The following is a 14,120-nucleotide window of genomic DNA, read 5'->3' as shown; positions in this document are numbered from 1 at the left end:
ATGCAGGCCACACTGACTATAGCAATACGAATTTTTAACTAATAGTTAAGAGAAGTCACCCATATTACAATAAGAAATTGTAATGCACTCCATCGAAAAAAATAGATGTAGAGTGCTTTTCGCTTTCTTAGGTGCAAAGGTGCGACGAAAGTCGTTTTGACAAAATTTGAGTACAGGATAATTTAAATAATTTTCATCTAACAACCAAATTGCTATCACATGAATGTTATTTGTAACCCTGTCTAGAGATTAATTGTCAAAATATTTCTGAACAGTTAATACATTAATGGCACTGCAAACAAGAACTAGAAGCATGGAAACCAAACAGTTAGGAAAAACGGGTGTCTCTGTAAGTGCGATCGGCTTGGGTGGAATGCCGATGTCAATATCCAATCGTCCTTCCGAATCGGAATCAATCAAAGTTATCCATCGCGCTTTGGATTTGGGTATCACATTCATTGACACCGCAGATTCTTACTGCCTAGATGAATCAGATAAGCACCACAACGAAAAACTAATTTACCAAGCACTAGGCAGTTATCAAGGCGATGTTAGCCATGTAGTTGTTGCCACCAAAGGTGGTTTAATGCGTCCTCATGGAAACTGGGTACGTAACGGGAACCCCAAACATTTACGCCAAACAATTCGTGAAAGTTTTCAGGCGTTAGGAGGTAGCAAACCCATAGATGTTTGGCAATATCACGCCCCCGATCCTAAATACACTATTGAAGAATCTCTTGCACCAGTTAAAGAAGCAGTAGAAGCTGGTTTAATTCGGTTTGTGGGAGTTTCCAATTTTTCTGTAGAACAAATTAAGCAAGCGCGGGATGTGGTTGATATTGTCTCGGTGCAAAATCAATATAGTCCTTGGGAACGACAGCCAGAAATTGACGGCGTGTTGAAGTATTGCGAACAAGAAGGATTAACCTTTTTGCCTTGGAGTCCTTTTGGTGGTAGACGTCGCCATGAGAATTTGCAAGATATTCCTGCGATCGCGCAATTAGCTCAAGAAAAAGGCGTATCAGTTTATTGTATTGTGCTGGCGTGGTTGCGTTCTAAATCACCTGCTATTTTGCCCATACCAGGTGCTAGTAAGGTTTCTAGTATTGAAGACTCGGTACAAGCTCTTAACGTGCAATTATCTGAAGCAGAAGTTCCAAAAATCGATCGGGCAACGTAATTATTAGTCAAGAGTCAAGAGTCCATAGTCAATAGGCAATAAAGAGTTATTAGTTATTTCTTCCTTGTCCCCCTTGTCCCCTCATCCCCATTTTCATCAATAAATATCTCCGTGCCCTTGTACCTAATTTGGGGTAAAATCAAAAGCCTGCCAATAAATGATGATGCTTGCTGACAGGAGATGCGCTATGGCCCGGATGTATTATGACGAAGATGCCAATTTAGACCTTTTGGCGGGAAAAACCATTGCAATCATTGGCTATGGTTCCCAAGGTCATGCTCACGCCCTTAATCTTAAAGATAGTGGTTTAGATGTGATTGTAGGGCTATATCCGGGTAGTAAGTCAGCTGCCAAAGCCCAAGCGGCTGGGTTAACTGTAAAAAATGTCGCAGATGCGGCTAGTGCTGCTGACTTTATCATGATTTTGTTGCCTGATGAAGTCCAAAAAGCGGTTTATAAAAACGAAATTGAACCCAATTTAGAAGAAGGCAATGTTTTAGCCTTTGCCCACGGTTTTAATATTCACTTTGGTCAAGTCGTACCGCCTGCGAATGTAGATGTGGTGATGGTAGCACCAAAGGGGCCTGGGCATTTAGTACGCCGGACTTACGAACAAGGGCAAGGCGTACCAGCGCTGTTTGCGGTTTATCAAGATGCTAGCGGTCGGGCACGCGATCGCGCTATGGCCTATGCTAAAGGTATCGGCGGTACTCGTGCAGGCGTTCTCGAAACTTCCTTCCGTGAAGAAACCGAAACTGATTTGTTTGGCGAACAAGCCGTATTGTGCGGTGGTTTGAGTGCCTTAATTAAAGCTGGATTTGAAACTTTAGTAGAAGCTGGTTATCAACCAGAATTGGCTTACTTTGAATGTCTGCATGAAGTCAAACTGATTGTTGACTTAGTGGTAGAAGGTGGATTAGCCAAAATGCGCGACAGCATTTCTAATACTGCTGAATACGGCGATTATACCCGCGGCCCTCGGATTGTGAACGATCAAACCAAGGCGGAAATGCGCAAGATTCTCAGCGAAATTCAATCTGGACAATTTGCCAGAGAATTTGTGTTAGAAAATCAATCTGGTAAACCCGGATTTACCGCCATGCGTCGTCAAGAAGCCGAACACCGCATTGAGGAAGTTGGCAAAGATTTACGCGCCATGTTTAGCTGGTTGAAAAAGGCTTAATTGTAGCAATAGTTAATAGCTAATGCATTAACTCACAATTACAACAATTTGAAGTTGAGTATTTGACGGTAAGGGCACAACATTGTTGTGCTCTTGCTATTATTTAGCGTTCAAAGCGTCTATTCCATACCAATAAACAGCGCTGTAACTATTAGCTATTATCCATATTTAGAAAGTAGCGTATCCGAGAAACTGCGTATTGCACGCTTTTTTCATCTGTATATTCTAGATTAATTGGGATTTCTTTATAGAATTGCAGCACAATCACAGCACGATAAAGTTTAGAGTATTTAAATTGCTTGTCTTGAATATCAAAACGCAAGATAGATTCTAAAGGATATTCGATAATTTCATGACTGCGCAATCCTTTACGCTCTATAAATACTTTATTGAGGCTTTTGTAGAAAATACAGTTGGTTACAGGCGTTGTCACCACAAAAGCGCCAATAGCCGTAGTAATTAACATAAATAAGCTGAAGAAAAACACATAATTTCGCTGGTTTTGGTAAAGTGAGAGATACGTCTGAGTAGAATTAATAAAATTATTGATTTCAAAAGCAGATTCTTGATTTTTTTGATAGCTCAGATGTGATAAAAGAGCATAATCTCCAAAGGGTGTCACAATTATAATTTCATAAGTGCTTCCCCCTTTACTGCCGCTATGGGTCTTGATATATGCTTCTTGAGGATCGAAAATTTTCAGCTTCTCCATGCTTCCTAACAAATTAAATCGCTTTAACTCACAGTAAACTTGGTTAGATGAGGGGCGTTTACAAGTTAGACTAGCTGAAGCAGATTCAAAAAATAAGCAATAAATAAAAAAACTCAGACTTGCAATCAAAATCGGCCACCCAGTGAGCCAATGCCTGATTGGTCTGTGCTTTAGCTGCAATCGGGTGCGGGTTTCTTCTACAATTTTCATCAGTACAGATGTACAGAATTTTCTACTATAAGTAGAGTATTCCCCTCATAGCTTATCCTCCTATCATTTTTACAAGTTTCTACTTCTTGGAACCGCCCTTTTCAATTTCATCTAAAGCCCTTTCTGTACGATCGTATGGACGAGTACTGGGTTGCCAACTCGGAAATAACCCAACAAAAAATTGATTAATTGTTGTGCGCGTCTGTAAGCTAGCAGTACTTAAGGGTTTGGGCAGAAAGCTATCCCCAAAACCCACAAATATCAAGAACAACAAAATCAACCATGTGGTAGCTGTCTTGCGATCCATTTTTTGATACCCAGTAGCATTTGATTCATAGTCTAATCGACCTTTTTCCGAAACAGCCAGATCTTTTTTCTTCTTTGAGCTACCTCAAAGACGGCACGATAAATTCCTGGCAGAGTGGGGGTAAGATGAGTTCAGAGGGTCACACAGATGACCAACCCTACCCTTAATCACCCAACCGCATCCGGACACCAAGTTTTAGCAGCAGCAGGCAAAAAATATCTGCGTCCTGGTGGACGGATAGCTACAGAACAATTATTTCAGTGGGCAAATTTCCACCCGGGAGAGACAGTTTTAGAACTAGCTTCTAGCTTTGGTTATAGTGCGATCGCTCTGGCTCAACGCTACCATGTAAAAGTATTGGGTATAGAAAAAGATCCAGAAAGCGTTGCTTGTGCGCGTGCCAATATTCGCGCTGCTGGCTTAGAAAATCAAGTCGAAATCATTGAAGGCGATATCTTTCACCTGGATAAAATACCAGGTCAATTTGACTATGTTTTAGCAGAAGCAATTCTTACGATGCAATCTCCACCAGGGAAAGCTAAGGTTTTAAAGGAAATTTATCATCACCTCAAACCAGGCGGAAAATTCCTTTCTCACGAACTTTTAGCTCGTAATAAAGAAGCAGAAATTCATGCTGATTTAGCACGGGTAATTCGAGTTAATTCTACACCACTTTCTGAAGCTAATTGGATAGCTGCTTTGGCAACCGCAGGATTACAAGTGCAACAGCATCTTACTAGCTCCATGAATTTGTTGAATTTGAGACGAATGATACAAGAAGAAGGTATTTTGAACGCATTGCGGATATTTTGGAATATTTTGACGCAGCCATCTATCCGCAAGCGTGTTTTAGAAATGCGCCATGTTTTTCATAAATACCATCATGAATTAGGCTACATCATTATGTGTGCTGTAGCTGAGTAAAATCATTCACAGCAAAATCCATTTTTCGATATGTTGATTGGTATTAATCAACAAACATATGAGTTCTACAATCACAACAGATCAATCTTACATTATCCAATTGCGAGAACAAATTGAATATCCTCATAGTGGAGTTCTCAGTAAAGTATTACTTAAAGATAAAGTTTGTCAATACACTTTATTTTGTCTAGCAGCCAATACTGAAATTTCTGAACATACTTCAACTCGCAATGCCACAATCCATGTAATTGAAGGCAGAGGTTTATTGACTTTATCAGGCAAAAATATTGTTCTTGAGCCTGGTACTTTAGTTTTTATGCCTGCTAATGCACCTCATGCTTTACAAGCTGAAGATAATTTAGCATTCTTGCTCATCCTTTCTGAAAAAGCAGCAGAAACAAATTAGTTATTTATTGAGGAATGAATTATGCAATCTCTAATTTCAACTTTCAGCCACCACTTAAACCTGTCTCAATCTCAGGTAGAAACAATACTCTCAAAGCCGCTAGATGAAGTTCTCAAATCCTCAGAATTAAATCAAGAGCTAGGCAGCTTAGACAGTAACTTATTGAAGGAAACATTACCAACAGCAGGAGCAGTTTTAGCTCAAGAATTACCACCTTTTTATAACTGGCTAAAAAATCAATTAGGAGTTAAGCGCGTTCCTGATGGCCCAGAACATACAACAGCTTGGGTAATTGGATTTGTTAATAATCGCGAAAGTTTGACTAGCTTAGTGGATTTACATCGTCCTGTACCGCGTGCCGCTTTAGAGGCTTCTATTCCTCGGTTGATAGCGTTATTTGATGGAGTAGAAAATGCCCAGGTAAGACAAGAATGGCAAAAGGCGATCGCCACTTTATGTTTAGTTTTAGTAGTTGATGCTCACGAACAAGAGAAATTGGCTGTAACTGCTTAATATCTATTACTATTGCTCGCTGAATTTTGGATGTTTGGCTAATTTTCATCACAGATGAATATAAGTTTTCATCTTCGTAGTGTTGGCAATGCCCACACTACAATTTTTTTACGAATAAATTATGATAAACTCAGCTTTTTAAATTGATTACATAACATTTTCTGGATATATCAAATTAATCTTCTGGTAATATTTCACCAAAGGCGATCGCATCTAATTTCTGCATATCAAGTATCGTCATCTTACCTCCGCGACTGTAGATAATTATCGACTTCAGGCTTTTAATTAAACGCACGCATTCTTCGTAAGAAATGCCCACACTCCGTGCCATGCGATAGTAAGATAATTTAACTTTTAAACACTCGCCTTGGGGCGTTGATTCAGTTCCAGATTCAGCAGCGAAGTAGAGAATTAACCTAGCAAGCCTGACAATCGCCCTTTCAGAAACTAATCCATGCACTGTTTCATGTAATTGCTGAATCCGATTGTTAAAAACCATCAACATCCGTAAAGCAATCTCAGGATTTTGTTGGATAGCTTTTAATAAAGCATCTCGTTCTACTGTGAGAATTTCGCAATCAGATTCAGCAGTTACAGTTGCAGGAGAAATTCCATTACCTAACAAAGCAGGTGCAGCAAAAATTTCTCCATTAGTTAAGGTACGCAGAATAGTTTCTTTACCTGTGGTTGCTGTTTTAGTAACTTGAATCGTACCGCTGACAACAGCATATAATTTGGCTGGTAAAGAATCGCCTTCATGCAGAATAATCTCTCCTTTGCTATATTTTTGCACCTGAGTTTGTGGTTGCAAGTTTACTTTGTCTGCTGTGTCTAAATCTGCAAACACGTTAATTTGCGACAGTTGTTCTATAGAGGCTTGCATTATGTCGCTACAGCTGGACGATGCGGAAGCCAAGGATTAGCGGCTTCTATTTGTGCTGCTAGGCTAATAAGTGTTTCTTCTGCACCAGGCTTACCAACTAACTGCACGCTAATGGGTACGCCATTACTATCAAATTCTACAGGAAGTGCGATCGCAGGTTGTCCCGTCGCATTTGCTGGCGGACAGGGTGCTACCCAGTTAATAATATTTTGGAATGTCTCTTCTGGACTTAAATCAGCCCATTCTCCCACCCGAATCGGTGAATGCAGATACACTGGCAATACCAACACATCCACATTCTGGAAAAACGCCACAATTTGCCGTGATACCATTTGCATTTGCGCTACTGCTTGCAGATATTCCGCCGCAGAACCCGATCGCGCTAACAAAAATTGATTGAATGGTTGTAACGCTGGTGCTGGAATTCCCGCCGCACCTACCCCAGCTTGCCAGACAATTTGAAATGGTTCGACTAAGCCGCTAAAATCTGGGCATTTCTCTTCAACTTTGTGACCAAGTTGTTCTAATAATTTAACTGTTTGCAAAACTCCTTGTTCGCAGTTAGCGTCTGCTTTACCCAAAGGAGGAACGATCGTGCTAAAAGCAATGCGTAATTCCCCTGGTTGTTTTTGAGTAGCAGCTAGAAATGATGGTTGTGGATCGGGTAGCCAATAAGGATCGCCAGGGAAATACCCGGACATGGTATCTAAAAGCGCAGCCGCATCCGCAACAGTACGGGCAAGCGGCCCGTTAGTAGCAAGTCCAGAAAGGCGATCGCCTACAGGTGCATGAGTGACCCTTCCGCGTGATGGCTTAATTCCCACGACACCGCAACAAGCCGCAGGCCCGCGAATCGAACCACCGCCATCGGAACCTTGAGCGATCGCACATAATCCGGCTGCTACTGATGCAGCTGCACCACCGCTAGAACCGCCAGGAGTATAATCTAAATTCCAAGGATTTCTAGCTGGGGGAAATCCCGTAGGTTCGCTGTAAGGAAATGAACCTAATTCTGAAGTAGCGGTTTTACCCAGCAGAATAAATCCCGCTTGTTTAATCAGAGTTACTACCCCGTCATCATAGTTGAGGATATTGTTTAGTAATGCGGGATTGCCGTAAGTACAAGTTACGCCTGCTACAGCATTTAAATCTTTAATTGAAATCGGGACGCCAAAAAACGGTGGTAATTCCGAGGTTGTTGCGAGTAATTCGGTTTTGGCTTGCGCATCTGCGATCGCCAAATCCGCCATCACCGTAAAATAACTTCCTAATTGGGGATTTAAGCGCTCAATTCTTTCTAAATAAATATTTACCAAATCTAGCGGTGACACTTCCCGGCGACGGATTAACTGCGCCAAATCCAGTGCTGGGGTAAAAGCTAAATCAGTTTCATTCATGCCTTAGGGAACTGGTATTTTGATATTTTCTGAAAATCTTTAAATTCAAGTGTTACTTTACCAGGATTTCTGGGAACTATATAGCCATCTTATTTTATTTGTGAACTTATTTCCGGCAGCAGGTGAGTGTAGATATTTTTGCTCTCACCTCGCTTCACAGTCATTTTAATTTTTTCGGATAAACTTTCGACTAATCCTTAAGGGATATTTATGGCTAACCTAGACAAGCTTCTACACGAACTGACTAAACTTGTTGAGAATCTCAGGCTGACTGTTGGTGATTCTCATACAATTCAGCAAGAAATCATCCGGCTAAATTTTGTTCTCGAACAACTCCGCAATTTGCAAAGTGCGATCGCTCAAGAATTAAATGTTGCAAAAATTAATAATGCAGCAGTTGGCGTGCTTTCTGCAAGTACAGAAAGCGCTGTGTTTTCTTCTCACAGTCGTTTAGTAGAGTCATTGCTAACAACTGGAGAAAGATTTATTGCTGAAAAAGTGGGTAACGAGCCAACCAAACTATCTTTAAATGATTTAGAATCTCAAATTTCTCGTTGGCTAGAATGGGGTGAATTGCTTCAGACTGTAGCTGAAGATATTTTAAGTAATTCTCAATTTATTCATCAACTGAATTCTAATATCAACTATCCGAGTTTGCCAAATAAGATCCAAGAGCTTGAAGAAAAACTCAAGATTGACTTAGCTTATAGTAAACCTAAAGTTTTGCAACAGCAAATTCAGCAAATTAGAAAATACCAAGAGGAATTGTTGCAATTACAGCAAAAGTCTATAGAAGTATTTGACCGGATTAAAAATACTCAAAATATTCTCTTAATCTTACTGAATTTATCAGCTTTTTGTGGAAACTCTGGGTTGGAACTGGAATGGTTTGATGATGAATATGGATTTATCATATCTAGTGGCGATAAATGTCAAGCTTTGGCAGATATTATCTACGACTGCGAATTATTCCAAGAAAAAATTGCTGCCTTAGTTAGAGATACTAACGATATTTTAGAACAGGCAGAAAGAGCTTTGATAAATCTTCCTCAAAGGCAAAAGCTGGGGGACATAACAGAATTTTTAAGACAAAATATAATACATTCGGCTTTATTAATCGGCTCAAGTTTATTGGTATTAGGTTTTGGTACTTGCATAGTTAAAGATAAAATTGAGACTATGCAGCAAACTCAAAGTATCAAACAAGAGAAAACTGCCATAGTTAACTTGAAATCTGCTAAAAAGCTGGGTATGGAAGCTGCTGTTATAGTGCAAAAGAAACAATTGCCACTAAAAGATTGGCAGCAAGCCGAGAGTAAATGGCAAAAAGCAGTAAGCTTACTAGAAACCATTCCTCCAGGGACATCGATTTCTGAACAAACTAAGAAGCAACTAGCTAATTACCGTGCCAACCATGCTGCTATTAGTAAAAGAATTGCCGTGGAAAAAGATGCATCTGCAAACTTAGAATCTGCTGATAAATTAGCCTTAGAAGCTGATTTTATAGTTAAAAATGCACCTGAAAAATCAGTAATTTTACAGCAAGGAAAAGATAAATTACAAGAAGCAATTAATTTATTAAAAGCCATCCCTGAAGGTACGTATGTCTCTCAACAAGTAAAAGAAAAACTTGCAGATTATCAAAATAAATATGAGGCGATTCAGACTAAATAACCAAAGAGATAGGGCTTCCTAGCCTGCTGAGTGGAATACGTGAGAGACCTTACTGTAAGGTCTCTACATGGTTTATGTCGAAAGAATAAGCTTTTGTAATTGCAACTTGAATGCTAGTATTCAGACTTTTGTTAGTTAACCTGCTCTAAACCACAAACTACTTTCGCTCAAATGATGCGATCGCAGAATTTTGAGATACTAACATTTGATTGAGAGCTTCGAGGGCTGTGGTTTGGTGAAAAACATGAGCATCAATGAATAAACCAATCGTTTCTGCGATTAAATGTCGCAGTTGTTCTGGTGGCTGGGTAGTTGGAAAGTCTAGAAATGGTCTACCCGTGGTGTCATCAAAAGGATAGCTAACAGAAAAATGGTTGGCTCCTTCTAGAATCAGTAGATAACTATCACCCCTACCACCTGCGATCGCTTCTTGGAAAGTGCGCATCATCGGAGTTGTAGCTTGTTCCCAAGTCACTCCATAGCGATGGCTACTCTTAGCAATAACTCCATCGCAGGTTCCACCAATCAGGAGTAAGGGTAAAGAATCGGGTAAGGGTAAGATTGTCCCAGCTTCATACCCTAGCTGTTGACCTGCTGCTGTATGTGCGCCATAAGCAAAAGCGGCTACAACTTGTGAGAAAAACTTGGGATCTGCACTTTCAATCGCGACTCTACCGCCTGCCGAATGCCCACCTAGAATAATATGGTCTAAGTCGAGCAAACCAGCCAAAACCCCTTCTAGTTGTAAACGCTCTAAAGTTTTTAGCAGCGTCAGTAAAGCTGAAGCTGTCGCACCTTTACCATACATGCTGGGAACTGACATTTTAATATCAATACCTGGAGTGAGAGCCACCATTCCAGGTAAATTTTCGGCAATCCAGGAAAAGGTAACAACAACAAGTCCACGCTCTGCTAATTTAACAGCCAGCCATTGATATTGTTCGGGACCGCAGTTAATACCGTTGAAAAAAATCACAACCTTAAACGGAGCTCGTTGAGGATCGGCAGAAACAATACCTCGATTTTCTTCTAGCTCACCGCCTGACATCTTTGCTGGATAGAAAACCTTCAGGTGAATATTGTCATAGGGGGGAGATGCATCTTCAACTGTAGCCGCTTGGAAAAATGCTCGAACGCTCACGATCGCTGATTTCCGCTACTGAAGTTCAATATAATTTTACGACTCCTTGAGTAAGGCTAGGCGACAGTCCGAGTAATTCTTTATGTATGCTCATCAAACTCAATTTAGGCTCAATTATGTGAGGCAAATTTGAGATTTCTACCAAGTAGATAATTTGCCACAATCGCCAACAATTCAGGCCTGATTTATCGCAGACTGCATCACATTAGTTTGATTTCACGTATTGACTACTAATTGAAACTCACAATCCCCGACCACTGCACTTTTTTCTGTTGTTCCCGACGGTAGGAAAAGAAATGCTCTGGAGTTTGGTAAGTACAATAAGGAGCGATCGCAATTTGTTCGCCGCTAATTCCCAGGCTTTCTATTTGTAAAGCATTTACCCGTCGCACATCTACCCGGACTTTACCTGGCTCAGGGTCGCGCAACAAAGGAGAATTGGGTATTTCATGCAAAGCATCAATAATCTTTTGTTCGTCTTCATGGGGGACGATACTGTAGCCGATTTCTACCGCTACATCCACAGAGACTTGGTAAACTTCTCCGGCGATCGCAGGCCCCATCGCAATCCGCAAATCTTCTAGCTTGCTACCTTGTGCTTTTAAACGCGCGATCGCTTGCGGGACAATTTTCTTAGCAGTACCCCGCCATCCAGCGTGAATTGCTGATACCTGTCCGGTTTTCACATCGCCAATTAGCACTGGCGTACAATCAGCGCTAGCAACCCATACTGCTTGCAACGGCTTTTCGCTGACTAAACCATCTGCTGATGCAAAAGCCGAATCATCATCCCCACCTGTACTTAACTGACTGTCAATTTCTTGTGGGGTGAGAACAGTATTGCCATGAACCTGTTTCAAGCGATAAACTGATGCCTCTGGGTGCAGCACCTGTGTTAACTCTTGTGGCGATCGCGGCCAAAACGGATGGGTAAAAAAGCCGTGTTGCCAAGGTTCTAGGAGACTACAAGTAAGGTAGGGCATTCCCTGCCAATTGCGCCAGTGCCAAGTGTGCATCTTAAACCAAACCTAAACAGAAAATTCAGAATCCGCCAATTAATGCTAACTTGAACAACGGGATTTGGGTTAATTAAGTGGGATTCGATCTGCAATATTTGTCCGCAGCCCTGAAAGCAGGGCGTCAGTATTCATATTTACCATTTTCTTTACATATTTTTGATAGTGTAGCTTCAACTAATCAAACTCTCTGGAACTTGCTGAACCAGGGAGCGAAACCAGGATGTGTAGTGATTGCTACCCAGCAGACATCTGGGCGCGGCCAATGGGGTCGTCAGTGGATTTCTGCGGCTGGGGGATTATACGTTTCAGTGGCAATTAATCCCAAAATAGCGGCTACTGACAGTTACCAACTCACTTTGGCTAGTGCTTGGGGAATTGCCTCACAATTGCGAAACTGTGGCGTCAATGTGGGGATTAAATGGCCTAATGATTTAGTCTTAAACGATCGCAAGCTAGGCGGTATTTTGACTGAAACCAAAGTAAATCAAGAAAAAATTACTCAAGCTGTCATTGGTGTGGGCATTAACTGGGCAAACCCAGTACCAGAAACCGGAATCAACTTGGAATCTTGGCAAGTATCCCAACCCACAAAACCGATTTCTTGTCTAGAAATGTTAACGTCGAAGGTTTTATTAGGGATAGAATCCGGTATTGAGTGCCTTTTTGAAGAAGGAGTAAACATACTCTTGACGCACTATCTAGATTTACTGACGAATATGGGCGATCGCATACAAATTAATGATTTAGCAGGCACTATAGTTGGAGTAACCCCTCAGGGTAATTTACGAGTTAATGTAGAAGCTTATAATACAAAGCAAGTAATATCACCAGAAATTTACATTGAACCCGGTACAATCAGTTTGGGTTATCAAAAATCTTCGGTTTAACTTTTAGGTTTGTTCACAATTTCGCTCTTTGGGCAAGACAAACCACCGGCATCATTCTGTTTAGACTATTTACACAAAACGAGAGAACAAATGACGCAGCCCAACAACTCTGCCCATAAACGTTTGCCAGTGACATCAAAACGCTTTGCTTCTACGCTACCAGCACAGAGCCTCTGTTGGCTTAGTAGCGTTAGCCTTTTAGGTAATGGCTTGGTGTTAGCTCAAACGGAAACATCTATAGATAACATCGTTCCTACTATTCAAAATTCCCAGCCGACAACGGTAATAAATCCAGTTAAAAAAGATACTGTAATACCAGCAGTAACTCAACCACAGGTAGAATTTTCCGAACGGCGAATCAGACTCAAAAAGAGATTGCAAAGGGAAAATATCTCCCAATCATCACAGCCAGTCAGACAGTCGAAACCGAAAATTGAAGCTGCTGAACCTGTTATTATTAGACGCTCAAAACCTCAAGTAGAAACTTCGCGGGTTGCACCAGCTAGCGTCAACCAAGAAAAACCCGCACCTGCGCCGTTACGCACTTTACCTGAGAAACTTCCAGAAGTTGCCAAACCTGCTAACAACTCTAATAGCCCAGTTGGTAGCACGGAAGTCAAACCCAAGGATTACAACAACGCCTATATTGACCCTAACGATTACCAAGTTGGGGGTACTTATCAAGCACCCAGTTCGGTAGTCGTGACAGAACGCTCTAGTGGTTGTCGAGCGACTTTGCCAACAGGACAAGCTATATCAGCTAGTCTTTGTGCCAAACCTACTGCTAATCAGCGTGTAGCTGGTAGTAATAGCAAAACATCACCCAATTGGTTGAGAAGAAGCCAAACTGCTAATTTAGCAACCGTTCCAGTTGTGAGACCGATAGCATCTACTGGTGAAAGCCGCAGATGGCGTAATCCCCAAGCGGTTCCTAATAATATCGCTACTCGCATTGCTGCTAGTATCACCAAGAGCGAATATCATCCCAGTCGGTTTATTCCTAACCCCAGCGAATTCGCCACCACAAAAGTAAGTGCAACCCCGATCGCACCAAGTGGTGGTACTTTACCGCCACCAATGGCTGATGGTAATTTTGCACCTCGCCCTAGCACGGTTGCTTACGACTTTCCGCTAGCATCAACCTTACCCCAAATTCCATATGTAGGCAGAGTTGCTTATAGCGGTCAGGGAATGATGTTCCCCTTGTCTGTTCCCGCACCAATTACCTCATTATTTGGTTGGCGAATTCATCCCATCACAGGCGATCGCCGTTTCCACGCTGGTACAGATTTAGGTGCGCCTATGGGTACGCCAGTCTTAGCTGCTGCTAAAGGTCAAGTAGAGAGTGCTGACTGGATGGGTGGCTATGGTTTAGCCGTTACCATTAACCACAGTTCGGCTCAACAAACTCTCTACGGTCATATGTCCCAAATCTTTGTCCGACCGGGTCAGTGGGTAGAACCGGGAACTGTCATTGGACAAGTTGGTAGCACTGGGAACTCTACAGGCCCTCACCTACACTTTGAAGTCCGCCACCTAACCGCAAATGGTTGGGTAGCAGTTGACCCAGGTGTAGAACTAAATACCGCCCTGAGTCAGTTGGTTCAAGGTTTACAGACTGCTCAGTTAACTAAGCAACCAGGCTCTTAGAAAGGATGAAGTGTCAAGGATGAAGGCTGAAATT

14 protein-coding genes are annotated in these 14,120 nt (G+C 41.6%); 8 read left to right on the top strand and 6 right to left on the bottom strand.

What is annotated here, in order from left to right; genetic code table 11:
• The first annotated feature begins 313 nt into the window (after positions 1-313).
• Positions 314-1,180, top strand: a complete 867-nt coding sequence (locus AACU33_RS28670) for an aldo/keto reductase (protein WP_096595424.1) — start codon at positions 314-316, stop codon at positions 1,178-1,180.
• Positions 1,181-1,367: 187 nt separating this feature from the next.
• The gene (ilvC, locus tag AACU33_RS28665; RefSeq protein ID WP_096593280.1) at positions 1,368-2,363 is read left to right on the top strand and encodes a ketol-acid reductoisomerase; all 996 of its coding nucleotides are present in this window, start codon (positions 1,368-1,370) and stop codon (positions 2,361-2,363) included.
• Between the two features lie 151 nt (positions 2,364-2,514).
• On the opposite strand, the gene AACU33_RS28660 is transcribed toward ilvC, so the two are convergent.
• Together AACU33_RS28660 and AACU33_RS28655 are read right to left on the bottom strand one after the other, a co-directional pair.
• Positions 2,515-3,075: a hypothetical protein gene (locus AACU33_RS28660; RefSeq protein ID WP_339376346.1), complete on the bottom strand. Its 561-nt coding sequence runs from the start codon at positions 3,073-3,075 to the stop codon at positions 2,515-2,517.
• A gap of 289 nt (positions 3,076-3,364) precedes the next feature.
• Positions 3,365-3,592, bottom strand: coding sequence for a hypothetical protein (locus tag AACU33_RS28655; protein ID WP_096593278.1), 228 nt, complete (start codon positions 3,590-3,592; stop codon positions 3,365-3,367).
• Between the two features lie 147 nt (positions 3,593-3,739).
• On the opposite strand from AACU33_RS28655, the gene AACU33_RS28650 reads away from it, so the two are divergent.
• From AACU33_RS28650 to AACU33_RS28640, 3 genes are read left to right on the top strand one after another with little or no spacing between them, the layout of a single operon-like run.
• Positions 3,740-4,516: an SAM-dependent methyltransferase gene (locus AACU33_RS28650; protein ID WP_096593276.1), complete on the top strand. Its 777-nt coding sequence runs from the start codon at positions 3,740-3,742 to the stop codon at positions 4,514-4,516.
• 58 nt (positions 4,517-4,574) lie between these two features.
• A complete protein-coding gene (locus AACU33_RS28645; RefSeq protein ID WP_096593273.1) occupies positions 4,575-4,922 on the top strand; it encodes a cupin domain-containing protein in 348 nt (115 codons plus the stop codon).
• A gap of 21 nt (positions 4,923-4,943) precedes the next feature.
• Positions 4,944-5,435: a hypothetical protein gene (locus AACU33_RS28640; protein WP_096593270.1), complete on the top strand. Its 492-nt coding sequence runs from the start codon at positions 4,944-4,946 to the stop codon at positions 5,433-5,435.
• A 175-nt stretch (positions 5,436-5,610) separates the two neighbouring features.
• Here AACU33_RS28640 and AACU33_RS28635 read toward each other — a convergent pair whose 3' ends face one another.
• Together AACU33_RS28635 and AACU33_RS28630 are read right to left on the bottom strand one after the other, a co-directional pair.
• On the bottom strand, positions 5,611-6,318 hold the full coding sequence (locus AACU33_RS28635) for a Crp/Fnr family transcriptional regulator (RefSeq protein WP_096593266.1): 708 nt from the start codon (positions 6,316-6,318) through the stop codon (positions 5,611-5,613).
• Positions 6,318-7,715: an amidase gene (locus AACU33_RS28630; RefSeq protein ID WP_096593264.1), complete on the bottom strand. Its 1,398-nt coding sequence runs from the start codon at positions 7,713-7,715 to the stop codon at positions 6,318-6,320. The genes AACU33_RS28635 and AACU33_RS28630 overlap by 1 nt, the downstream gene beginning before the upstream one ends.
• Positions 7,716-7,925: 210 nt before the next feature.
• Here AACU33_RS28630 and AACU33_RS28625 point away from each other — a divergent pair, with 210 nt between their 5' ends.
• Positions 7,926-9,389: a hypothetical protein gene (locus AACU33_RS28625; RefSeq protein WP_096593261.1), complete on the top strand. Its 1,464-nt coding sequence runs from the start codon at positions 7,926-7,928 to the stop codon at positions 9,387-9,389.
• Positions 9,390-9,546: 157 nt separating this feature from the next.
• Here the strand turns inward: AACU33_RS28625 and AACU33_RS28620 are convergent, their stop codons facing one another.
• The gene (locus AACU33_RS28620) at positions 9,547-10,530 is read right to left on the bottom strand and encodes an alpha/beta hydrolase family protein (RefSeq protein WP_096593259.1); all 984 of its coding nucleotides are present in this window, start codon (positions 10,528-10,530) and stop codon (positions 9,547-9,549) included.
• Positions 10,531-10,760: 230 nt separating this feature from the next.
• Positions 10,761-11,546, bottom strand: coding sequence for a peptidoglycan editing factor PgeF (gene pgeF, locus AACU33_RS28615; RefSeq protein ID WP_096593256.1), 786 nt, complete (start codon positions 11,544-11,546; stop codon positions 10,761-10,763).
• 77 nt (positions 11,547-11,623) lie between these two features.
• Here pgeF and AACU33_RS28610 point away from each other — a divergent pair, with 77 nt between their 5' ends.
• Both AACU33_RS28610 and AACU33_RS28605 read left to right on the top strand, forming a co-directional pair.
• Positions 11,624-12,436, top strand: coding sequence for a biotin--[acetyl-CoA-carboxylase] ligase (locus AACU33_RS28610; protein WP_096593254.1), 813 nt, complete (start codon positions 11,624-11,626; stop codon positions 12,434-12,436).
• Positions 12,437-12,526: 90 nt separating this feature from the next.
• Entirely contained in the window at positions 12,527-14,086 is a 1,560-nt protein-coding gene (locus AACU33_RS28605; protein ID WP_096593251.1) for a M23 family metallopeptidase, read from the top strand.
• Positions 14,087-14,120: the final 34 nt, after the last annotated feature.

The sequence above is a fragment of the Calothrix sp. NIES-2098 genome, assembly GCF_963875125.1.
Lineage (GTDB): Bacteria > Cyanobacteriota > Cyanobacteriia > Cyanobacteriales > Nostocaceae > Aulosira.
This window is presented reverse-complemented; position numbering and strand designations above follow the sequence as displayed.

Excerpts from the sequence above, each read along its gene's own strand:
- AACU33_RS28670 (WP_096595424.1), top strand. The coding sequence starts at position 314 with ATGGAAACCAAACAGTTAGGAAAAACGGGTGTCTCTGTAAGTGCGATC.
- AACU33_RS28645 (WP_096593273.1), top strand. The coding sequence starts at position 4,575 with ATGAGTTCTACAATCACAACAGATCAATCTTACATTATCCAATTGCGA.
- AACU33_RS28660 (WP_339376346.1), bottom strand. The coding sequence starts at position 3,075 with ATGGAGAAGCTGAAAATTTTCGATCCTCAAGAAGCATATATCAAGACC.
- AACU33_RS28655 (WP_096593278.1), bottom strand. The coding sequence starts at position 3,592 with ATGGATCGCAAGACAGCTACCACATGGTTGATTTTGTTGTTCTTGATA.
- AACU33_RS28640 (WP_096593270.1), top strand. The coding sequence starts at position 4,944 with ATGCAATCTCTAATTTCAACTTTCAGCCACCACTTAAACCTGTCTCAA.
- ilvC (WP_096593280.1), top strand. The coding sequence starts at position 1,368 with ATGGCCCGGATGTATTATGACGAAGATGCCAATTTAGACCTTTTGGCG.
- AACU33_RS28625 (WP_096593261.1), top strand. The coding sequence starts at position 7,926 with ATGGCTAACCTAGACAAGCTTCTACACGAACTGACTAAACTTGTTGAG.
- AACU33_RS28650 (WP_096593276.1), top strand. The coding sequence starts at position 3,740 with ATGACCAACCCTACCCTTAATCACCCAACCGCATCCGGACACCAAGTT.
- pgeF (WP_096593256.1), bottom strand. The coding sequence starts at position 11,546 with ATGCACACTTGGCACTGGCGCAATTGGCAGGGAATGCCCTACCTTACT.
- AACU33_RS28635 (WP_096593266.1), bottom strand. The coding sequence starts at position 6,318 with ATGCAAGCCTCTATAGAACAACTGTCGCAAATTAACGTGTTTGCAGAT.
- AACU33_RS28630 (WP_096593264.1), bottom strand. The coding sequence starts at position 7,715 with ATGAATGAAACTGATTTAGCTTTTACCCCAGCACTGGATTTGGCGCAG.
- AACU33_RS28605 (WP_096593251.1), top strand. The coding sequence starts at position 12,527 with ATGACGCAGCCCAACAACTCTGCCCATAAACGTTTGCCAGTGACATCA.